Origin of the sequence: Erythrobacter sp. SDW2 (genome assembly GCF_021431965.1) — a bacterium.
GTDB lineage: Bacteria > Pseudomonadota > Alphaproteobacteria > Sphingomonadales > Sphingomonadaceae > Parerythrobacter.
This window is the reverse complement of record NZ_CP090370.1, coordinates 1,746,354-1,766,396: the sequence shown is the minus strand read 5'-3', so window position 1 is coordinate 1,766,396 and position 20,043 is coordinate 1,746,354. Positions and strand designations below refer to the sequence as shown.

Sequence of the window (20,043 nt, the reverse complement as noted above, 5' to 3'; positions counted from 1 at the left end):
TTTCAGGTAACCCGGTCGATATCCTCATCGGTGAAATGGCCGGGGATGATGAACAGCGGACAGGGCAGGCTGGAGGCATTTTCGCTGAAATGCATCACCAGCGGGCCGGAGCTGTTCTCGCCCGCGGCCAGCACCAGCGCGTGCACCTCGGGGTGTTCCTCGAGATATTCCTTGATGACCTTGCGCCCTTCGCCGACCTTGACGGTGATCTGCGGCATCTTGCCGCTTTCGGCCAGCAGCGTGCCCGCCGCGCTGGAGGCGACCGCCTCGGCCCGGTCGCGCGCTTCCTGCTCGATAGTCGCCTGGACACTGCCGAAGGCGCTGAAGTTCTGCGGCTGGACCAGCGCCAGCACATGCACCGCGCCATCGACCGCCACCGCCCGGCGCGAGGCCCAGCGCAGCGCCTTGTGCGCTTCTTCGGTCTCGTCGACGATCACCAGGAATGCGCGCATAAGTCCCCGTCCTCGGCCCTTCCAATGACCCGCGTATCCGCTGAAATCGTATGCGTGGCAAGGGGGCGGCGCGTGACGGGCCAATGGCCTTGCCGCGCGCGCGCAAATTGGCCAAAGCGTAGCGGAAACCGCGCCGGTCGCTGCTCCGGCCGCCAGAGAGGAACCTTGTCCGCCCATGCCGACCCAGATCAAGATGCCCGCGCTGTCGCCCACGATGGAGGAAGGCACGCTCGCCAAATGGCTCGTCAAGGTCGGCGACACGGTCGGCGCCGGAGACATCATGGCGGAGATCGAGACCGACAAGGCGACGATGGAATTCGAAGCGGTCGACGAAGGCACGGTGGCCGAAATCGTGATCCCCGAAGGCAGCGAGAATGTGAAGGTCGGTGAAGTGATCATGATCCTGGCCGAAGAAGGCGAGGATCTGGATGCGGCGAAGGGGGCGGGTGCTGTTGCTCCTGCCCATGAGGAAACCGTCGTCCCAGCGAAAGCTGGGACCTCTGCCGAATCCGCGCCACCGGCTCCGACACCGAGAGAGGCCCCAGCTTCCGCTGGGGCGACGAGTGGGGACAGGATCATTGCCTCACCCCTCGCCAAACGCATCGCCGAACAGAAGGGCATCGACCTCGCCGGCGTGAAGGGCAGCGGTCCCAACGGGCGGATCGTCAAGGCTGATGTCGAAGGCGCTACGGCCTCGGCCGCGCCCAAGACGCAGGCCGCTGCTGCACCCGGCCCGGCCAAACCCGCCACGCTCGGCGGCGATCTCGATGCGCCATACGAAGCGCTAAAGCTCAACAATGTCCGCAAGGTCATCGCACGCCGCCTGACCGAAGCGAAGCAGACGATCCCGCACATCTACCTCACCGTGGACGTCCGGCTCGATGCCCTGCTGAAGCTGCGCAGCCAGCTGAACGCCTCGCTCGAGGCGGACGGTGTGAAGCTGTCGGTCAACGACCTGCTGATCAAGGCGCTGGCCCGTGCGCTGCAGCGCGTTCCCAAGTGCAATGTCAGCTTCCAGGGCGACGAGCTGTTCGAGTATTCGCGGCAGGATATCTCCGTCGCGGTGGCCGCGCCGTCTGGCCTCATCACCCCGATCATCCGCGACGCGGGCCGCAAGGGCCTCGCCCAGATCAGCACCGAGATGAAGGAGCTGGCGGGCAAGGCCAAGGACGGCAAGCTGCAACCGCATGAATTCCAGGGCGGCACCGCCAGCCTCTCCAACCTCGGCATGTTCGGCACCAAGCAGTTCGACGCGGTGATCAACCCGCCGCAGGCGATGATCCTCGCCGTGGGCGCGGGCGAACAGCGCCCGTGGGTCGAGGACGGCCAGATCGTCCCCGCCACCGTGATGAGCGCCACCGGCAGCTTCGACCACCGCGCGATTGATGGCGCCGACGGGGCGCAGCTGATGGAGGCCCTCAAGCAGCTTTGCGAGAACCCGATGGGGCTGGTGGTCTAGGTCTTTCAGTATGCGATTAGTCGCGATCCTCGAAGGCTTGGTGCTCTTCGGAGCAGCGGCAGTCTACGGCGCAGTAGCTGTCTTATGGGGATTTCTTGCATTGCTCGGCGCCTTTCACTGGCAGACGTTTAGCTTGCTCGCGATTAGCGGGGTAGCTTGCGTCGCGTCTCTGGCGATCGCTTTCACCCTTTTCAAAAGGCCCAGTCCGCAAATGATGGCGCTTGGCGGTATCCTGATTATCATCGCGGCTCTTTTGGCAACCAATAGATGGTGATAGGTCAGCCCCTCATACGCGTCACGGCCATGCCGACCGACCTCAACCCCTATGGCGGGGTGTTCGGCGGGTGGCTGATGGCGCAGATGGCGCTCGGCGCGGGATCGCTCGCCAGCCGCGAGGGGCAGGGCAAGGCGGTGGTCGTTTCGGCCACGGACTTCGCCTTTCCCGGCGCGATGCAGGTGGGCGACGAGCTGTCGGTCTATTGCACCATCGCCGCCACCGGCACCACCTCGCTCACCATCACCGCCGAAGCCATCGCCCGGACACGCAACGGCGAGGCGGAAACCAAGGTGGCGCAGGGGACCTTCAAATTCGTTCTGCTCGACGACAACGACAGGCCGCGCGCGGTTGCGGCTGCTTCTCTCCCCAAGGAAGACATGAATGGCTGACCAATACGACGTTATCGTTCTCGGCTCCGGACCCGGCGGCTATGTCGCGGCGATCCGCTGTGCGCAGTTGGGGCTCAAGACCGCGATTGTCGAGCGCGAGAACCTGGGCGGGATCTGCCTCAACTGGGGCTGCATTCCCACGAAGGCGCTGCTGCGTTCGGCGGAGATCTTCCACTATATGCAGCACGCGGGCGACTATGGCCTCAAGGCCCAGGGGATAGAGGCTGATCTGGAAGCAGTGGTGAAGCGCAGCCGCGGGGTGGCCAAGCAGCTCAATCAGGGCGTCACCCATCTGATGAAGAAGAACAAGATCGCCGTGCATATGGGCGAGGGGACGCTCACCGGGCCGACCTCTGTGACCGTGAAAGGCGCCCCCGGATCGGGGTCCGGGGCAGGCAAGGGCGAGGAGAAGCTCACCGCCAAACATATCATCGTCGCCACCGGCGCCCGCGCGCGCGACCTGCCCTTTGCTCCTGCCGACGGCAAGCGCATCTGGACCTACCGCACCGCGATGACCCCGCCCGAAATGCCGAAGAAGCTGCTGGTGATCGGCAGCGGCGCGATCGGGATCGAATTCGCCAGCTTCTACAATGATATGGGCGCGGAGGTGACCGTGGTCGAAATGCTCGACCGGATCGTGCCGGTGGAGGATCACGAAGTGTCCGCCTTCCTCGAGAAAAGCCTCAAGAAGCAGGGCATGACCATCCTGACCGGAGCGGGCGTGGAAGACATCAAGGCCGATGCCAAGGGCGTGAAGGCCAAGATCAACCCCGGATCGGGGTCCGGGGCTTCGGGCAAGACGGTCGAGCAGGACTTCACTCACTGCATCGTCGCCATCGGCATCGTTCCGAACACAGAGAACATCGGACTGGAAAAGCTGGTCGAGATGGACCGCGGCTTCATCCAGATCGATCCCTATGGCCGGACCAAGAGCAAGGGCCTGTGGGCCATCGGCGACTGCACTCCCGGCCCCTGGCTGGCGCACAAGGCGAGCCACGAAGGCGTCACCGCTGCCGAGGCCATCGCGCAGGAACTGGGCAACAAGGACGTCCATCCGCACCCGCTTGATCGCAACAACATACCCGGCTGCACCTATTGCCACCCGCAGGTCGCCAGCGTCGGCATGACCGAAGCCAAGGCCAAGGAAGCGGGGCACGAGGTCAAGGTCGGCAATTTCCCCTTCATCGGCAACGGGAAGGCCATCGCGCTGGGCGAGGCCGAGGGCTTCATCAAGACGGTGTTCGACGCCAAAACCGGCGAGCTGCTGGGCGCGCACATGATCGGCGCGGAAGTCACCGAGCTGATCCAGGGCTACACCGTCGGCAAGCAACTGGAGACAACCGAGGCGGAATTGATGCAAACCGTCTTCCCGCATCCGACGCTTTCTGAAATGATGCACGAAAGCGTGCTCTCGGCCTACGGGCGGGCGCTGCATATCTGATCGGGCAATCAACAGGGGTTTCGCCATGCTGAAACGACTTACACTCATGGCGGCGGCCCTTTCCGCCTCGACAGCTACCTTGGCAGAGCCGACCTATGTGGTGGCCGACCGGCTGCTGGAGGTCGAGACCGGCCAATACATCGCCAAGCCGGTGATCGCGGTTGAGGACGGCAAGATCGTCTCGGTCAGCACAGGTTCTGCTCCGGCAGAAGCGGAAGTGATCGACCTCACCGGGCACACCATCCTGCCCGGCCTCATCGATATGCATGTCCATCTCGACGGGCGGCCGGAATATGGCGGCTACAGCGGCCTGCAGTTCACGGACCGGTTCTGGACCTTCCTCGCTGCGGCCAATGCCGAGAAGATGCTCAAGGCCGGCTTCACCACTGTGCGCAATCTGGGCGATGACGACTACAACGTGGCCGGGCTGGACCAGGCGATTGGCGAGGGCTGGCTCGTCGGCCCGCGTATCGTCAACGCCAACTATGCGCTCGGCGCCACCGGCGGGCACTGCGACAGCACCTTTCTGCCGCCCAGCTTCAACCAGAAGAGCCCGGCAGTCGGCGACAGCCCCGACGAGCTCAAGAAACGCGTGCGCGAACAGCGCAAATACGGGGCGGAAGTGATCAAGGCCTGCGCCACCGGGGGCGTGTTCAGCCGCAACACGGCACCGGGCATCCAGCAGCTCAGCCTGGAAGAACTGACCGCGATTGCCGAGGAAGCGCATTTCTGGGGCCTCAAGGCCGCCGCCCATGCGCACGGTGCCGACGGCATCAAGGCCGCGATCCGCGCCGGGTTCGACACCATCGAACACGCCAGCTTCATCGATGACGAGGGCATTCGCCTCGCCAAGGAACGCGGGACTTTCCTGTCGATGGATATCTTCAACACCGAATACACCTTGTCCGAGGGGGCCAAGAACGGCGTGCTGGAAGAAAACCTCGCCAAGGAGCGGCTGGTGTCCAAGGCCCAGCGCGACAATTTCTCCAAGGCACACAAGGCCGGGGTCCGCATGGTGTTCGGCAGCGATGCCGGGGTGATGCCGCATGAGGATGTCGGTGGGCAGTTCGCCATCATGGTGCAGCTGGGCATGAGCCCGCTGCAGGCGATCCAGGCTGCTACGCTCAACGCGGCGGAGGCGCTGGGCCAACAGGGGCAGGTCGGCACGCTTAAGCCGGGCGCATGGGCCGACCTTATTGCGGTCACCGGCGACCCGCTGGCCGATGTGGGTGAACTGGCCGATGTCGATGCGGTGGTGAAGGGCGGGGTGCTGGTCGAGTAGGCCGGCACCGCAGCGCATACCATGGGCGACTTCCTGATCCTCGCATTCAGCCTGCTGGTGGCAGGTGTGGTAGCAGTGCCGCTGGCGACGCGCTTCGGGCTGGGGACGGTCCTCGGTTACCTGCTCGCCGGGATGGCGCTTGCCCCTTTGCTGGGCGTCCTGCGGGTCGATGTCGGCCAGATGCAGCAGTTCGCCGAGTTCGGCGTGGTGATGATGCTGTTCGTCATCGGGCTGGAGCTGGAGCCCAAGCGGCTGTGGGACATGCGGCGCCGCCTGGTCGCCTTCGGCGGCGGGCAGGTGCTGCTGACTTCGCTGGTGCTGGCGGCGGTGGCAGTCTTCGTCGGCGGCAATCCGTGGCAGACCGCGCTGGCGATCGGGATGATCCTCGCCCTGTCCTCCACCGCCATTGTGCTCCAGACGCTCGAGGAAAAGGGCCTGATGAAGACGCAGGGCGGGGAGGCGAGCTTCTCCGTACTGCTGGTGCAGGACGTCGCGGTGATCCCGATGCTTGCCCTGCTGCCCCTGCTGGCGCTACCGGAACTGGCCGGTGCAACCCATGGGGCCGATGCAGGCCATGGCCACGGCGGCATCAATCTGGTCGAGAACCTGCCGACCTGGCTGGCGGGCATCGTTACGATTGCCTCGGTCGGGCTGGTGATCCTGATCGGGATCTATCTGACCCGCCCGGTGTTCCGCATGATCGCCAACCTGCAATTGCGCGAACTGTTCACTGCCGCGGCGCTCATGTTCGTAATCGGTATCGCGCTGCTGATGACGCTGGTTGGCCTCTCGCCTGCATTGGGTGCCTTCGTCGCCGGTGTGGTGCTTGCCAACAGCGAATACCGGCACGAACTCGAGGCCGACATCAACCCGTTCAAGAGCCTGCTGCTCGGCCTGTTCTTCATCACCGTCGGGGCGGGGATCGACTTCACCCTGCTGCGCGACCGTCTGGGCGATGTCGTGTTCTGGACCGCAGTGGTAGTCCTCGCGAAGATGGCAGTGCTGTTCGCGATCGGCAAGGCGTTCCACCTGCGGGCGCAGGACCGCTGGCTGTTCTCGCTCGGGCTGGCACAGGCGGGCGAGTTCGGCTTCGTGCTGGTGTCTTTCGCCGTCGCCAATGCGGTGTTTGGTCAGGATCTGGCGAGCCTGCTGCTGCTGGTCATCGCTTCCTCCATGCTCATCACTCCGCTGCTGTTCATTGTCTATGACAAGGTGATCATGCGGATGTATTGCACCGGCGGCGACGAACGCGAGGCCGATGCGATTGCCGAAAACAACGAGATCATCCTCGCCGGGCGCGGCAGGGTCGGCGGGATTGTCGACCGGATGCTCGATGCGGCCGGCTACAAGGCCACCGTGATCGACTATGATTCGCGCCATATCGCCAATCTCGAGAAGTTCGGCACCAAGGCCTATTTCGGCGATGCCACGCGGCCCGACCTGCTCGCCAGTGCCGGGATCGCCCGGGCCAAGCTGCTGATCGTTGCGCTCGACGAGAAGGAGCAGATCGACCGGCTGGTCGCCCATGTCGTGCAAAACTATCCCAAGGTGCACGTCATCGCCCGGGCGATCGACCGGGACCATGTCTACAAGCTGTGGGCGCTCGGCTGCCGCGATATTATCCGCGAGGTCTATGACGGCTCGATCCGCATGGGCCGCTCGGCCTATGAAGCGATGGGGCACGACCGGCAGGCGGCGCAGGCGATGGCCGACGCCTTCCAGGACATGGACCGCAGCTCGATGGTGGCCATCGCGGATGTCTACAAGGTCGATGTCCCGGCACATGAGAACGAGGAACTGATCGCCAAGGTTCGCGAATTGCGCGGAGAATGGGACCCCAAGCTGCGCGACCAGATGGACCAGATCATGAGGCGAGGACTGGGGACCGAGTGATGTCCGTTGCTGTCGATTTTTTCTTCGACCTGTCGTCGCCCTGGACGCGGCTGGCGTTCCACAATTACCAGCGCTTGCCGGAATTCGCGCTGACCGAAACCCGCTGGCGACCGTTTCTGGTCGGCGGGGTATTCAATGCGGTCAATCCCAGGGTCTACGAAGCGCGCGAGGGGGACCAGTCGCGGATGCTCCTCAGTTTCGACTGGCTCAAGGAATGGGCGCAGCTGGCGGGCGTGGCGATGAATTTCCCTTCGCCCTACCATCCGCTGAAGTCGGTCCACGCGATGCGCTGCTGCTGCGCGTTTGAGGATGACCACCCTGCGCTTCTGCGCTTTGCTGAGGCGGCGTTCGAGGCTTATTTCGGCGAAGCGCGCAATCTCGACGATCCGGCCGAGCTGGCCAAAGTGGCGGACGGGATCGGGATGGACGGCGCGGCACTGGTCGAACTGGCCGCAAGCCAGCCGGTCAAGGACCGCCTGCGCGCCAACACCGACGAAGCGATTGCGCGCGGGGCCTTTGGCTCTCCGACTATTTTTGTCGGGGAAGAGCACTGGTACTTCGGGAACGACCAGTTGCCGCTCGTGGCGCAGAGGATCCGGGCGCTGATCTGATCGCGGGTTTGACGGACAGGGTGGGATTGTCCCTTCGGGACGTCTCCGCCTTGCGGCTCCGACTCCGAACCCGGTGGATTCTTGCCACCATCCTGAACGCCAAACGGGCCCGCCTGATGGCGAGCCCGTTTGGCGGACAGGGTGGGATTCGAACCCACGGTGGACTTGCGCCCACGCCGGTTTTCAAGACCGGTGCATTCAACCGCTCTGCCACCTGTCCGCGTGGTGCGCTCGCTAGCGGGCGTTTTGGCGATTGTCACCTGTCATCAGCGCAGTAAGGTCCGCCCCATGGCACAAGGCACCCATGAGTTCGCGCCCGATCCGCGCAACGAAAACATCCTCATCAACGTCAACGGCGCGCTCGTCCCGCGGGCGCAGGCGACCGTCTCCGTGTTCGACAGCGGCTTCATGCTGGGTGACGGGGTGTGGGAGGGGCTGCGGGTCCACAAGGGGCGCATTGCCTTCCTCGCGGCGCATCTCGACCGGCTCTACGAAGGCGCCAAGGCCATCGCGATGGACATCGGCCTGACCCGCGACGAACTGACGTCACGACTTTACGAGACCATCGATAGCAATGGCATGCGCGATCAGCCGGGGGTCCACATTCGCCTGATGGTGACGCGCGGCATCCGCTCGACCCCGTACCAGGACCCGCGTGTGGTGATCTCACCGGCAACGGTGGTCATCATCCCCGAGTACAAGGCCCCGCTGCCCGCCACCATCGAGCGGGGCATCCGCCTGTTCACGGTCCATGTCCGGCGCGGCGATCCGGCGGTGCAGGACCAGAAGCTCAATTCGCATTCCAAGCTTAATTGCATCACCGCCTGCATCCAGGCCACCCAGGCAGGGGCCGATGAGGCGTTGATGCTCGATCCGCATGGTTTCGTCGCCACCTGCAATTCGACCCATTTCTTCATCGTCCGCAAGGGCGAGGTCTGGACCAGCAGCGGTGATTATTGCCTGGGCGGCATCACCCGCGCCAATGTCATCCGGGTGTGCCGCGAGGAAGGCATCCCGGTGTTCGAGAAAAATTTCTCGCTCACCGATGTCTATGGCGCGGACGAGGCCTTCGTTACCGGTACCTTTGCCGGGGTGGTCCCCGTCACCGAGGTCGACGGTCGCCAGCTGACGCAGGGCAGGGGGCCGATGGTTGAGCGGTTGCAGCGTCTCTACAAGGCGCTGATGGAGCGGGATGTGGCGGCATGACGTCATCGCAAGCCACTGATCCCGTTCGGATTGCAATGTGGAGCGGGCCCCGCAACCTCTCGACCGCGATGATGCGCAGTTTCTCCAGCCGCGCCGATACCTTCGTGAGCGACGAGCCGTTCTATGGCGCTTACCTCGAAACGACTGGCGATCCGCAGCCGATGGCGGACGCGGTCATTGCCAGCATGGACTGCGACTGGCAGTCGGTTGCCGCAACGCTGCGCGGCCCTGTGCCCAACGGCAGCCCGATCTGGTACCAGAAGCACATGCCGCACCATATGGAGGGGCCGGTCGACATCCGCGACTTTCCCGAGATGCGCCACGCCTTCCTGATCCGCGATCCCATCCGCGTCGCGGCGAGCTATGCCAACAAGCGCAGCGCCATCAATGCCGACCATCTCGGCATCACCCGCCAGCGGCGCTATTTCGACATGATTGCCGAGCAACGGGGCAGCGCACCGCCCGTGGTGGATAGTGCGGATGTACTGACTAATCCCGAAAGCGTTCTCAAGAAACTCTGCCAAGCGCTTGATATCGCTTGGGAGCCAGCGATGTTGCGATGGGCGCATGGCCCGCATCCGCAGGACGGGGTGTGGGGCAGCCACTGGTATGACAAGGTCAATGCCTCGACCGGCTTCGGCGATCCGCCGGGTCCTTTGCCGGAACTGTCGGAAGATTATCGGGAGGTCGCCGATGCCTGCCGCGAAGATTACGAGACGCTGAAGCAGTTTGCGATAACTCCATGACCATTCGCGATTTTCCAGCCTGTGCGACCAACCCCTGGTCGAAAACCCACATTCCAGTCATTGGCGATTCAGTGTGAGGGTGACACAAGGCGAGCTATGCCAATGAACCGCCTGCTCCTTGCCCTCAGCGCGATCGCTCTTGCTGCCCCCGTTTCGGCGCAGGACATGGCGTTCGATTCCTACCTCCAGATACTGATGGCCAGGGCGAGAGCAGAGGGGGTGAGTGAACCCACCCTGTTGCGTATGACCGAGGGACTGACGCCCAACCAGCGCGTGATCGAACTCGACCGTTCGCAACCCGGCACCCCGAGCAGCAGCGGCTTTCCAAAGCTCCAGCCCTATCTCAACACCCACGTCGACAACAATCGCATCCAGGGCGGGCGGCGGGCGTACGACGCTACGCGCTATCTCCATGACCGGATCGAGTCCCGCTACGGCGTCCCGGCGCCGATCCTGCTGGCGATCTGGGGGCACGAGACCAATTACGGCAGCTACAAGGGCGATTTCGACCTCTCGCGCTCGCTTGCCACGCTGGCGTGGGAAGGGCGGCGGCGCGATCTGTTCGCGGACGAATGGGTCGCGCTGATGAAGGTGGCCGACAAGGGCTACGCGCGCTCAAAGCTGGTCGGCAGCTGGGCCGGAGCATTCGGCAACCCGCAGTTCCTGCCGAGCGTGTATTTGCGGCTGGCCACCGATGGCGATGGCGACGGGCGGGCCGATATTTTCGACAATCGCGCCGATACGCTCGCCTCGATCGCGCGCTATTTCCAGGACTCGGGCTGGCGCAGCGGAATACCCTGGGGCGTGCAGGCCTCGCTGCCCGCAGGCTTCAATCCGGACAGCTACAAGACCGAACTGGTCGCTCCTGTATGCTCGCGGGTGCATGAGCGGCACAGCCAGTGGAAGACCGTCGGGGAGTGGCGCCAGCTCGGTGTCCAGCCCTATGGTTCGCTGCCAGACGGAACGCTTACTTCGCTGTTCCAGCCCGATGGGCCTGGCACGCGTGCCTGGCTCTTAACCTCAAATTATCGGGTTATCCTCGAATATAACTGCTCCAACTACTACGCGATGAGTGTGGGGCTGTTAGCCGATGAGATTGCCCGATAATGCCCACAAGGCTTTCCTTGCCCTTGGCCTGAGCGCTTTGCTTGCCGCCTGTGGCGGTGGGTCGGGCGGCTATGACATTTCCAGCCTTGATGCTCCGCCAAGGTCCGGTGCAGCCTACGGTCCGGAGGCGGACTATCCACAAGTGCTGGGCGAGCCGTTCACGGTCGATGGCCAGCTGTTCACGCCAGAGGACACCTACAGCTACGACACTGTCGGCTATGCCGCCTTCGATGGCGAAGGCGGGCAGGGTGTCTCCGTGGCGCACAAGACACTGCCGATGCCGAGCTATGTCGAAGTGACCTCGCTGGAGACCGGCCGCACAATTCTCGCCCGCGTCGATCGCCGGGGCCCGATGACGTCACAGCGGGAAGTGGCGCTTTCCCCGGGTGCTGCAGCCCAGCTGGGTATCCGCGAAGGCGAACCGGTGCGCGTCCGCCGCGTCAATCCGCCCGAGGCCGAACGCGCCGAACTGCGCATGGGCAAACAGGTCCCCGAACGCCTCGCGACGCCCGATTCGCTTCTGGCAGTGCTGAAGAAGAAGCTACCGGCAGATGGCGGCTTCGCCAGCCTCGCAGGTCCGTCGGGTCCGCCTGTAAGCACTGGACCTGTCGCGACGGCGGTCGCACCTTCGGCTGCCAGCACGACGCCTGTGCAGACCGAATTCGACCGTACCTTCGGCAGCCAGCCTGCCAAGGCAAACAAGGTGTATCCGCTGCCGCCGCTTCCGGCCGGCTCCATGCCGATGCAGTCCAGCCGCGCCGCTGTTCCGGCTGCGCCGGCAGCTGTCCCCCGTGCCCCGGAGATTCAGCGCTACTCGCTTCCTGGGGTACAGGCAGCCATGCCGGCGGCGCAGCCTGTTTACACCCCTCTGCGCGAACCAGCCCCGGCATTGGAAGGCAAGTTCGCGGTCCAGGCCGCCGCCTTCTCCAGCGAAGCCAACGCCAAGCGGCTCGCGGCCAAACTCGACGGCGGCTTCGTGACGAAGTCCGGCAGTATCTACCGTGTCCGCTGTGGGCCTTACGCCACCCGTGGACAGGCCGAGGCAGCGCTCGCCAAGGTGCGGGCGGCTGGCTATAGCGACGCTCAGGTAGTTTCAGCAGGATAGGCCACCGGCTCCCGCCGGTGTGCGGGAGTGAAAGTGAAGCGATTTCTCGGGACAGTTCTGGCCGTTGCCGCGCTGGGCGTGCCCGGGCATGCGGCCCCGGCACCGGTCCCTGACGACATCCCCATCGCCATGCTGGTCGACCTGTCGAGCGGCCAGGTGCTCCATGCCCGCAATATCGACCGGCGTTTCGTCCCGGCTTCGATTACCAAGGCCATGACCGTCTATTCCGCGTTCGACCTGATCGCACAGGGCAAGCTCAGGCCGGAGCAGACCTTCACCTTCAGCGAAGCGGCGGCCAAGGAATGGCGCCGCACCGGTTCGACCATGTTCCTCGAACCGGGGCAGGAGGTTACGGTCAACGACCTGCTGATGGGCATCACCACAGTTTCCGCCAATGACGGGTCTGTCGTGCTTGGCGAGGGCGTCGCCGGTTCGCTCGACGGCTGGGTCAGGATCATGAACGCCAACGCCCGCGCATTGGGCATGACACAGAGCCATTTCGGCAATCCCAACGGGTTCCCGGATGGCGGAAGGACCTTCACCACCGCCCGCGACCTCGTGACGCTGGGCCGCGCGCTGACGACGGAGCATGCGGCGCTCTATCGCCGCTATTTCGGCCATCGGGGTCTGCGTACCAACGGCTTTGCCCAAGACAATCATGACCCGCTGACAGGTCGTGTCGAAGGCGCTGACGGGATCAAGACCGGTTTTACCAACCAGGCCGGTTTCGGCTTCCTCGGCAGCGCCCAGCGCGGTGACCGGCGACTGGTGTTGGTCGTTGCCGGTGCTGCCGAAGAATCCCAACGGGACGAAACGGCGCGGGCACTGATGGAATGGGGTTTCGACAACTTCCAGAGCACCCAACTGTTCGCAAGGGGTGCCGAGTTCGGTTCGGCAAGGGTGCAGGACGGTTCGGCGAGCGAGGTTACGCTGACGACCGATCATCCGATCCGCTTTTCCGTGCCTGTAGGCGCGACGCGCAAACTGTCGCTGGCAATCGCCTATGACGGCCCTTTGCGCGCACCGGTCAGGGCCGGCGAAACCGTGGCAGAACTGGTCATTTCGGTCGACGGGATGGAGCCTTCGCGGGTGCCGCTGGTCGCAGCCGAGAACGTCGCCAAGGCCGGATTCTTTCGCCGCATCCGCAACGCCCTTGTGAGACTTGTCTCGTGAATCGGGGCCGCTTCATCGCGCTCGAGGGTGGGGAAGGGACCGGCAAGTCCACGCAATCGCGCCTGTTGGCTGAAGCCCTGCAAGCCTGTGGGCTGGATGTCGTGCTCACGCGCGAACCGGGCGGCACGCCGGGGGCCGAAGCCATCCGGCAATTGCTGCTCGATCCTCCGGGCATGGGGTGGGGCGCTCGCGCGGAGGCTCTGCTGTTCGCCGCCGCACGCTCCGACCATGTGGAGAAGCTGATCTGCCCCGCACTCGAACGCGGCGCATGGGTGGTGTGCGACCGGTTTGTCGACTCGAGCCGCGCTTACCAGGGCGGGGCAGGGGGCGTGGGGGACGAGGCTGTCCGCGCGCTGCATGCCGTGGGCAGCGACGGCTTGCGGCCCGACCTGACCGTGCTCGTCGATGTCGATCCTGCACTGGTGGCAGCCCGGCTGGCAGAGCGCGATGGCGACACCAGCGATGCCATCGGCGGGCGCGGGGCGGAATATCACGCCGCCGTCGGCACGGCCTTTCGCCGTTTTGCCGAGGGCGACCCACGAGGTTTCGCCGTGGTCGACGGCGGCGGTTCGATCGAAGAGGTGCAAGCGCGCATCTTCGCCGCCGTTGCACCATTGCTCGAAGGAACTGCCTGATGCTCCCAGGCCACCAAGAACCCTGGCGCGAATGGGAGGCGGCGCTGTCCGGCCCACGCATGCACCACGGCTGGATGCTCGCCGGGCGGCAGGGGCTGGGCAAGCGCGAATTCGCTCTCGCCGCCGCGCACAAGCTCGTGGGGGGAGGGCCTGCCCCCGACGAACACCCCGACATCATCGTCCTGTCGCGCCCGCCCAAGGACGACAAGGAAGAACGCAAGCGGGCCGAAGGCAAGGAATTCGAGCGGAAACGCAACATCACCGTCGACCAGATCCGCGCCATGCAGCGACGTCTGACCACGCGGCCGACCCTTGGGGCACGACGCGCAATCATCATCGATCCGGCAGATGATTTGGAAAAGGGCGCTTCCAATGCCCTGCTCAAGAGCCTCGAAGAGCCGCCCGAAGGAACCTTTTTCCTGCTTGTGGTCCACCGCCCGGCAAGGCTGCTGCCAACGATACGTTCGCGCTGCCGCGTGGTGCGTTTCGCCCCGCTGGCAGAGGGCGAAGTAGCGAAGTTGTTGGCCGAATCTGCACCGCAGGCCGATGCCGCGACCCGCGCGGCAGCGATCGCCGCAGCAGGCGGTTCGCCGGGGGCGGCGCTGGAGTTCGTCGCGCAGGACCTCTCGCCGATTGCCGCCCTGATGCGCGCCATCCTGACCGAGGGTGATGCCGATTTCCAGCTGCGCGGACAGCTCTCGGCCGCAATCGGGGCGCGCCCAGATCGGGAGCGGATGCAGGCGACTTTCGACCTGGGCCGCGCGATTCTGGCCGAGCAGATGGGCGCTGTGCCGACCGCACAATTGATGCAACTGGCCGACGCCCATGCCGATCTGGTCGCGCTGGCGGGCCAGGCTCCGACCTATAATTTCGACCCGCAATTCCTCGCCATGGAAATCGGCAGCTTGCTCGCATCGGCCGCGCCCAATAAGGAGCGCGCCTATGTCTGACCCCGCCGAACCCTTCTACATCACCACCGCGATCAATTACCCTAACGGTCGCCCGCATATCGGCCATGCCTACGAAGGGATCGCGACCGATGTCGTCGCCCGCTTCCAGCGGATGCGCGGGCGCGATGTGCGGCTGGTCACCGGCACCGACGAGCACGGGCTCAAGATGGACCAGACCGCGCGCCGGCTGGGCATGGCAACAATCGATCTGGCGACAGAGATGTCCGGCCACTTCAAGGACATGTGCGCCAAGCTTGACATCGCCTATGACGAGTTCGTGCGCACCACCGAACCGCGCCACCATGCGGCCAGCACCGAGCTGTGGCAGCGGATGGAGGCCAATGGCGATCTTTATCTCGACCGCTACGAAGGCTGGTATTCGGTCCGTGACGAGGCCTTCTACGACGAAAGCGAACTGACCGATGGTGAGGGCGGGGCGAAGCTATCGCCGCAGGGCACGCCGGTCGAATGGACCGTCGAGGAAACGTGGTTCTTCCGCCTGTCGAAATACCAGGACAAGCTGCTGGCGCTCTATGCCGAGCAGCCAGACTTCATCCGCCCCGAAAGCCGCCGCAACGAGGTGCTGCGCTTTGTCGAAGGCGGGCTGAAGGATCTTTCGGTCAGCCGCACCAGTTTCGACTGGGGCGTGCCGGTGCCCGATAGCCAGGGCCATGTAATGTATGTCTGGGTCGATGCGCTGACGACCTATATGACCGGGGTTGGGTTCCCCGATACCGAAGGCGCGATGTTCAGCCGCTACTGGCCCGCCGACATCCACATGATCGGCAAGGACATCGTCCGCTTCCACACCGTCTATTGGCCGGCCTTCCTGATGAGCGCGGGGCTGCCGCTGCCCAGGCAGGTCTTCGCCCACGGCTTCCTGCTCGCCCGGGGCGGCGAGAAGATGAGCAAGAGTGCGGGCAATGTGGTCGATCCGATGGAGCTGGCCGAGCGTTTCGGGGTCGATCCGCTGCGCTATTTCTTCATGCGCGAAATCGCCTTCGGGCAGGACGGCAGCTATTCGGCCGAGGCGATTGTGCAGCGCGCCAATGGCGAGCTCGGCAATGCCTTCGGCAACCTGGCGCAGCGCACGCTGGGCTTCATCGCCAAGAACCTCGACGGGGCGCTGCCGACGATCCACGGGCACGAGCCCGCAGATGCCGAACTGTTCGAAGCAATCGACAGGGCGGTTCGCAGCGAAATCCCCGCCGCCTTCGATACGCTGGCCTTGCAGCAGGGAGTCGAGGCCTGGCTGCAGGCCTGCTTCGCCTGCAATGCCTATATCGATGCCCAGGCGCCGTGGACGCTGCGCAAAACCGACCCCGAACGGATGGAGACCGTGCTCGCCACGCTCTATATCTGCATCGCCCGGCTGGCGGTGGCGATTGCCCCGGTGATCCCGTCGAGCGCCGCCAAGCTGCTCGACACCATGGGCGTGGACGAAAGCCTCCGCAGCTACGATGCCATCGGCAGCCACTGGTATTCGCCGCTGGCCGAAAGCGATTTCCGGATCACATCGCCAAGCCCGCTCTTCCCGCGCCTCGAACTGCCTGAGGACGAAGCGGCCTGATGCTGATCGATAGCCACTGCCACCTGCAATATCGCGGACTGGTCGACGACCAGCAGGCGGTGCTGGAACGCGCCCGCGCGGCAGGAGTGCGGGGCTTCCTCAACATCTCGACCAAGACCAGCGAGTGGGAGGCCGTGGTGGCGACGGCGCAGCGCGAGCCGGATGTGTGGGCCAGCGTCGGAGTGCACCCGCATGAGGCCGATGCGCACGAGGACCTGGGCCGTGAGAAGCTGCTCGTAGCGACGCGGCAGGACAAGGTCATCGGCATCGGCGAGACCGGGCTCGACTATTATTACGACAAATCCGACCGGGAAGTGCAGAAGGCGCTGTTCCGGATGCATATCGGCGTGGCGCGCGAGACGCAGCTGCCCGTCATCATCCACACCCGCGATGCCGAGGACGACACGGCCCAGATCCTGGCCGACGAAATGGAGCAGGGTGCCTTCCCGGCGCTGATCCACTGTTTCACCGCCTCGGCGGAGTTCGGGCGCAAGGTGCTCGACCTCGGCCTGTCGATCTCGATTTCGGGCATCGTCACCTTCAAGAACGCGGCCGAATTGCAGGCCGTGGCGAAGGAGGTTCCGACCGACCGACTGCTGGTGGAAACCGACAGCCCCTTCCTCGCCCCCGTCCCGCATCGCGGCAAGCCGTGCGAACCTGCCTTCGTACGCAACACGGCAGAATTCCTCGCCGATCTGCGCGGAGAAAGCCTCGAGGAACTCGCCGCCTACACCACCCGCAACTTCCACGCGCTGTTCACCCGGGCCGCGGCATGAAGGTCCTGATGCTCGGGACCGGGACCTCGACCGGGGTGCCGCGCATCAATGGCGACTGGGGCGATTGCGATCCGAACGAGCCGAGGAACCGCCGCACACGGGTTTCGATACTGGTAGAAAACCGCGCAGGACAAAGACTTCTGGTCGATACCTCGACCGACTTGCGGCACCAGTTCCTCGCCAACGGCATCGAAAGCGTCGATGGGGTGTTCTGGACCCACGATCATGCCGACCATTGCCACGGCATCGACGATCTCCGCCCGATGCGCTACGGTCGCGCGGCACCGATCCCTGGCTTTGCCAGCGCCGAAACCTGCCGCCGGTTGCGCAGCCGCTTCAGCTACGTCTTCGCCGGCGAGCATGGCTATCCGACCATCGTTGCCTTGCAGGAACTCGAACGACAGCGGATGCACGCCGGGTTCGGGCTCGACTGGTGCGAGATGCCGCACGGGCCAACCACCAGCACCGCATTTCTGTTCGAAAGCGAAGGCGATACAATCGGTTACGCGACGGATTTCAGCGAGATTACCAAAGAAATGATCGAGTTGTTCGACCAGGTCGATATCCTGGTCTGCGACTGCCTGCGGCGCGAACCGCATCCGACCCATGCGCACCTTGGCATGGCGCTCGAACTCAAGCAGCGCAGCCGTGCACGCAAGATGGTGCTGACGCATCTCGACAAGAGCATGGATTACCGCAGCCTGTGCGCCGAAGTTCCGAAAGACGTGATCGTCGGCTATGACGGGCTCGAGGTGAAAGTATGAGCGAATACGACAGCGTCCAGATCGTGGCCTTGCTGGCATGGCTGATCCTGGCCGGCAGCGCGCTGGCTTCCTACAGGCTTAGCTGGAAGTCGGGGATCAGGATGGCGCTGGCATGGGCCTGCGTTTTCACCGGGCTGGCGCTGGCAATCAGCTGGCTCGGGCTGGCCTGATCGATGCGGGAGGGGCCCCTCACCCGTCTGCGTCCCTCCATTATTTAACATAATATATATTATCATTCCAACATATCCGTGAGCGAGAAGGTCCCCCGGGCTTCCCCTCTTGCCCAAACCACGGCAGGAACACCGCATGAGTGAGCCGCTGCCATATCGCACGATCCTCGACGCGCTGGTCGGGTTCGATACGACTTCGCGCAACAGCAATCTTGAACTGATCGGCTGGATCGAGGATTTCCTCGGCAGCTATGGCGTGACCTCCTGGCGCGTCGCCAATGCCGATGGCAGCAAGGCAAATCTCTATGCCACGGTCGGCCCGATGGAACTTGGCGGCATCGTCCTGTCCGGCCATACCGACGTCGTGCCGGTCGATGGCCAGCCATGGACCAGCGATCCGTGGAAGGTCGAACAGCGCGGCGGGAAGCTCCATGGCCGCGGCGTGACGGATATGAAAGGCTTCCTTGCTCTCGCGCTGGCCCATGTCCCGGTCTTTCGCCAAGGGCGCACGCCGGTACACCTCGCTTTCAGTTATGACGAGGAAGTCGGCTGCCTCGGAGCGCCGTCGATGATCGATGCGATGCGAACTGCGCTGCCAGATCCCGAACTCGCCATCATCGGCGAGCCGACCGGCATGCGCCCGGTCATCGGCCACAAGGGCAGCTCGACCTGGAAGGTGACCGTTACAGGCCACGAGGCGCATAGCTCGCTGGTCGATCACGGGGTTTCGGCCAACATGGTGGCGATCGATCTTATGTCCGAGCTCGCGGCCTTGGCGCGGAGCCTGAAGGTCAACGCAAACTCCGACAACGGTTTCGACCCTCCCGAGCCGACACTGACCGTCGGCATCATGCACGGCGGCACCGCCGCCAATATCCTTGCTCGCGAAGCCAGCTTCACCTTCGACCTGCGCTGCCCGCCGGGCGATGATCCCGACGCTATCATTGCGCCCTTCCTCGCCTCATGTGCCGCGAAGCATGCCGAAATCGGCGCGCTGTTCCCAGAATGCGGGGTCGCTGTAGAGCGGCGCAGCGCCATCCCAGCGCTCATGCCGACCGACAGCGAGGAAGCCGTGCGTTTCGTGCGCAAGCTGACCGGCGACAATGGCCCGGCAACCAACGTGCCCTATGCCGCCGAAGCCGGGCAATTCCAGCGCGCCGGCTTCAGCGCCATCATCTGCGGCCCCGGATCGATCGAGCAGGCGCACCAGCCCGACGAATGGATCGCCATCGAACAGCTCGAAAGGGGTGCCCGTTTCATGGCGAATCTGGCACGGGAGCTGGCATGACGACCCAGCTCGACCGCTTGCTCACCATCATGGCCACTTTGCGCGATCCGCAGCGCGGCTGCGAATGGGACCTGGCGCAGGATTTCCGCACCATCGCCCCCTACACCATCGAGGAAGCCTACGAAGTCGCCGACGCGATCGAGCGCGGCGCGATGGGCGAGCTGCGCGAGGAACTGGGCGATCTGCTGCTGCAGGTCGTGTTCCACGCCCGCATGGCCGAGGAAGCGGGCCACTTCGCCTTCGAGGATGTCGCTCGCGCCATTTGCGACAAGATGGAGGCTCGCCACCCGCATATCTTCGGCGAGGCCGGCGGCCGGATGTCCGAACGCCGCTGGGAAGAACTGAAAGCCGCCGAGCGAGATGCCAAGGGCGCCAAGAGTGCTCTTGATGGCGTGGCGCGCGCCCTCCCCGCCCTGCTCCGCGCCGACAAGCTGCAGAAGCGCGCCGCTCGCACCGGTTTCGACTGGCCCGACACCGCCGGCCCCACTGCCAAACTGCGCGAGGAGATGCAGGAACTGGCCGACGCGCCCGAGGACAAGCGCGAGGAAGAGGCAGGCGACCTGTTGTTCGCCGCGGTCAATCTCGTTCGGGCCTATGGCATCGCACCGGAGGACGCCTTGCGTGCTGCCAATTCGAAATTCGAACGGCGCTTCAGGGGGATGGAAGCCCTCGCCGGTGACACTTTCCCCACTCTATCGCTCGAGGAGCAGGAAGCACTCTGGCAGCAGGTCAAGTCTGAGGAATAGTCG

Annotated in this window: 20 protein-coding genes and 1 tRNA gene; 19 read left to right on the top strand and 2 right to left on the bottom strand. The window is 64.6% G+C overall.

The features are described from left to right. Positions 1–2: 2 nt before the first annotated feature. Positions 3–452: a universal stress protein gene (locus LY632_RS08630; protein WP_234090738.1), complete on the bottom strand. Its 450-nt coding sequence runs from the start codon at positions 450–452 to the stop codon at positions 3–5. A gap of 175 nt (positions 453–627) precedes the next feature. Here LY632_RS08630 and LY632_RS08625 point away from each other — a divergent pair, with 175 nt between their 5' ends. The 6 genes from LY632_RS08625 (at position 628) to LY632_RS08600 (ending at position 7,804) form a co-directional block, all read left to right on the top strand. Beyond that, complete coding sequence (locus tag LY632_RS08625; protein WP_234090737.1) at positions 628–1,911, top strand: pyruvate dehydrogenase complex dihydrolipoamide acetyltransferase; 1,284 nt, start codon at positions 628–630, stop codon at positions 1,909–1,911. A gap of 303 nt (positions 1,912–2,214) precedes the next feature. Beyond that, positions 2,215–2,577, top strand: a complete 363-nt coding sequence (locus tag LY632_RS08620; protein WP_234090736.1) for an acyl-CoA thioesterase — start codon at positions 2,215–2,217, stop codon at positions 2,575–2,577. Further along, complete coding sequence (gene lpdA / locus LY632_RS08615; protein WP_234090735.1) at positions 2,570–4,018, top strand: dihydrolipoyl dehydrogenase; 1,449 nt, start codon at positions 2,570–2,572, stop codon at positions 4,016–4,018. Before LY632_RS08620 ends, lpdA begins: the two co-directional genes overlap by 8 nt. 25 nt (positions 4,019–4,043) lie before the next feature. Then, the gene (locus tag LY632_RS08610; RefSeq protein ID WP_234090734.1) at positions 4,044–5,300 is read left to right on the top strand and encodes an amidohydrolase family protein; all 1,257 of its coding nucleotides are present in this window, start codon (positions 4,044–4,046) and stop codon (positions 5,298–5,300) included. A gap of 21 nt (positions 5,301–5,321) precedes the next feature. After that, the gene (locus tag LY632_RS08605; RefSeq protein WP_234090733.1) at positions 5,322–7,193 is read left to right on the top strand and encodes a cation:proton antiporter; all 1,872 of its coding nucleotides are present in this window, start codon (positions 5,322–5,324) and stop codon (positions 7,191–7,193) included. Then, the gene (locus LY632_RS08600) at positions 7,193–7,804 is read left to right on the top strand and encodes a 2-hydroxychromene-2-carboxylate isomerase (RefSeq protein ID WP_234090732.1); all 612 of its coding nucleotides are present in this window, start codon (positions 7,193–7,195) and stop codon (positions 7,802–7,804) included. Before LY632_RS08605 ends, LY632_RS08600 begins: the two co-directional genes overlap by 1 nt. Before the next feature lie 130 nt (positions 7,805–7,934). Here LY632_RS08600 and LY632_RS08595 read toward each other — a convergent pair. Further along, a tRNA-Ser gene (locus LY632_RS08595) sits at positions 7,935–8,024 on the bottom strand. A gap of 68 nt (positions 8,025–8,092) precedes the next feature. Here LY632_RS08595 and LY632_RS08590 point away from each other — a divergent pair. The 13 genes from LY632_RS08590 to mazG all read left to right on the top strand — a co-directional run bounded on the left by LY632_RS08590 (position 8,093) and on the right by mazG (position 20,040). Continuing rightward, positions 8,093–9,010: an aminotransferase class IV gene (locus LY632_RS08590; protein WP_234090731.1), complete on the top strand. Its 918-nt coding sequence runs from the start codon at positions 8,093–8,095 to the stop codon at positions 9,008–9,010. Positions 9,011–9,078: 68 nt separating this feature from the next. Next, the gene (locus LY632_RS08585; protein WP_234090730.1) at positions 9,079–9,756 is read left to right on the top strand and encodes a sulfotransferase; all 678 of its coding nucleotides are present in this window, start codon (positions 9,079–9,081) and stop codon (positions 9,754–9,756) included. Between the two features lie 96 nt (positions 9,757–9,852). After that, positions 9,853–10,863 (top strand): lytic transglycosylase domain-containing protein, encoded by a 1,011-nt coding sequence (locus LY632_RS08580; protein WP_234090729.1) that lies wholly within the window; start codon positions 9,853–9,855, stop codon positions 10,861–10,863. Next, positions 10,847–11,968: an SPOR domain-containing protein gene (locus tag LY632_RS08575; RefSeq protein ID WP_234090728.1), complete on the top strand. Its 1,122-nt coding sequence runs from the start codon at positions 10,847–10,849 to the stop codon at positions 11,966–11,968. The genes LY632_RS08580 and LY632_RS08575 overlap by 17 nt, the downstream gene beginning before the upstream one ends. A gap of 33 nt (positions 11,969–12,001) precedes the next feature. Continuing rightward, on the top strand, positions 12,002–13,141 hold the full coding sequence (locus LY632_RS08570; RefSeq protein ID WP_234090727.1) for a D-alanyl-D-alanine carboxypeptidase family protein: 1,140 nt from the start codon (positions 12,002–12,004) through the stop codon (positions 13,139–13,141). Further along, positions 13,138–13,776, top strand: coding sequence for a dTMP kinase (tmk, locus tag LY632_RS08565; RefSeq protein WP_234090726.1), 639 nt, complete (start codon positions 13,138–13,140; stop codon positions 13,774–13,776). The genes LY632_RS08570 and tmk overlap by 4 nt, the downstream gene beginning before the upstream one ends. Next, entirely contained in the window at positions 13,776–14,726 is a 951-nt protein-coding gene (locus LY632_RS08560) for a DNA polymerase III subunit delta' (protein WP_234090725.1), read from the top strand. The genes tmk and LY632_RS08560 overlap by 1 nt, the downstream gene beginning before the upstream one ends. After that, positions 14,719–16,296 carry a methionine--tRNA ligase gene (gene metG, locus LY632_RS08555; RefSeq protein WP_234090724.1) on the top strand — a complete coding sequence of 526 codons (1,578 nt, stop codon included), beginning with the start codon at positions 14,719–14,721 and terminating at the stop codon, positions 16,294–16,296. The genes LY632_RS08560 and metG overlap by 8 nt, the downstream gene beginning before the upstream one ends. Continuing rightward, a complete protein-coding gene (locus tag LY632_RS08550; RefSeq protein WP_234090723.1) occupies positions 16,296–17,072 on the top strand; it encodes a TatD family hydrolase in 777 nt (258 codons plus the stop codon). The genes metG and LY632_RS08550 overlap by 1 nt, the downstream gene beginning before the upstream one ends. Then, positions 17,069–17,836 (top strand): MBL fold metallo-hydrolase, encoded by a 768-nt coding sequence (locus LY632_RS08545; protein WP_234090722.1) that lies wholly within the window; start codon positions 17,069–17,071, stop codon positions 17,834–17,836. The genes LY632_RS08550 and LY632_RS08545 overlap by 4 nt, the downstream gene beginning before the upstream one ends. Beyond that, a complete protein-coding gene (locus LY632_RS08540) occupies positions 17,833–18,006 on the top strand; it encodes a hypothetical protein (protein WP_234090721.1) in 174 nt (57 codons plus the stop codon). Before LY632_RS08545 ends, LY632_RS08540 begins: the two co-directional genes overlap by 4 nt. Positions 18,007–18,142: 136 nt before the next feature. Continuing rightward, positions 18,143–19,294 carry an acetylornithine deacetylase gene (argE, locus tag LY632_RS08535; RefSeq protein ID WP_234090720.1) on the top strand — a complete coding sequence of 384 codons (1,152 nt, stop codon included), beginning with the start codon at positions 18,143–18,145 and terminating at the stop codon, positions 19,292–19,294. Beyond that, positions 19,291–20,040 carry a nucleoside triphosphate pyrophosphohydrolase gene (gene mazG, locus LY632_RS08530; RefSeq protein WP_234090719.1) on the top strand — a complete coding sequence of 250 codons (750 nt, stop codon included), beginning with the start codon at positions 19,291–19,293 and terminating at the stop codon, positions 20,038–20,040. Before argE ends, mazG begins: the two co-directional genes overlap by 4 nt. Positions 20,041–20,043 lie beyond the last annotated feature (3 nt).

Coding starts and splice junctions, on each gene's coding strand:
- LY632_RS08630 (WP_234090738.1), bottom strand. CDS start 452: ATGCGCGCATTCCTGGTGATCGTCGACGAGACCGAAGAAGCGCACAAG.
- LY632_RS08625 (WP_234090737.1), top strand. CDS start 628: ATGCCGACCCAGATCAAGATGCCCGCGCTGTCGCCCACGATGGAGGAA.
- LY632_RS08620 (WP_234090736.1), top strand. CDS start 2,215: ATGCCGACCGACCTCAACCCCTATGGCGGGGTGTTCGGCGGGTGGCTG.
- lpdA (WP_234090735.1), top strand. CDS start 2,570: ATGGCTGACCAATACGACGTTATCGTTCTCGGCTCCGGACCCGGCGGC.
- LY632_RS08610 (WP_234090734.1), top strand. CDS start 4,044: ATGCTGAAACGACTTACACTCATGGCGGCGGCCCTTTCCGCCTCGACA.
- LY632_RS08605 (WP_234090733.1), top strand. CDS start 5,322: ATGGGCGACTTCCTGATCCTCGCATTCAGCCTGCTGGTGGCAGGTGTG.
- LY632_RS08600 (WP_234090732.1), top strand. CDS start 7,193: ATGTCCGTTGCTGTCGATTTTTTCTTCGACCTGTCGTCGCCCTGGACG.
- LY632_RS08590 (WP_234090731.1), top strand. CDS start 8,093: ATGGCACAAGGCACCCATGAGTTCGCGCCCGATCCGCGCAACGAAAAC.
- LY632_RS08585 (WP_234090730.1), top strand. CDS start 9,079: ATGATGCGCAGTTTCTCCAGCCGCGCCGATACCTTCGTGAGCGACGAG.
- LY632_RS08580 (WP_234090729.1), top strand. CDS start 9,853: ATGCCAATGAACCGCCTGCTCCTTGCCCTCAGCGCGATCGCTCTTGCT.
- LY632_RS08575 (WP_234090728.1), top strand. CDS start 10,847: ATGAGATTGCCCGATAATGCCCACAAGGCTTTCCTTGCCCTTGGCCTG.
- LY632_RS08560 (WP_234090725.1), top strand. CDS start 13,776: ATGCTCCCAGGCCACCAAGAACCCTGGCGCGAATGGGAGGCGGCGCTG.
- metG (WP_234090724.1), top strand. CDS start 14,719: ATGTCTGACCCCGCCGAACCCTTCTACATCACCACCGCGATCAATTAC.
- LY632_RS08550 (WP_234090723.1), top strand. CDS start 16,296: ATGCTGATCGATAGCCACTGCCACCTGCAATATCGCGGACTGGTCGAC.
- LY632_RS08545 (WP_234090722.1), top strand. CDS start 17,069: ATGAAGGTCCTGATGCTCGGGACCGGGACCTCGACCGGGGTGCCGCGC.
- LY632_RS08540 (WP_234090721.1), top strand. CDS start 17,833: ATGAGCGAATACGACAGCGTCCAGATCGTGGCCTTGCTGGCATGGCTG.
- argE (WP_234090720.1), top strand. CDS start 18,143: ATGAGTGAGCCGCTGCCATATCGCACGATCCTCGACGCGCTGGTCGGG.
- mazG (WP_234090719.1), top strand. CDS start 19,291: ATGACGACCCAGCTCGACCGCTTGCTCACCATCATGGCCACTTTGCGC.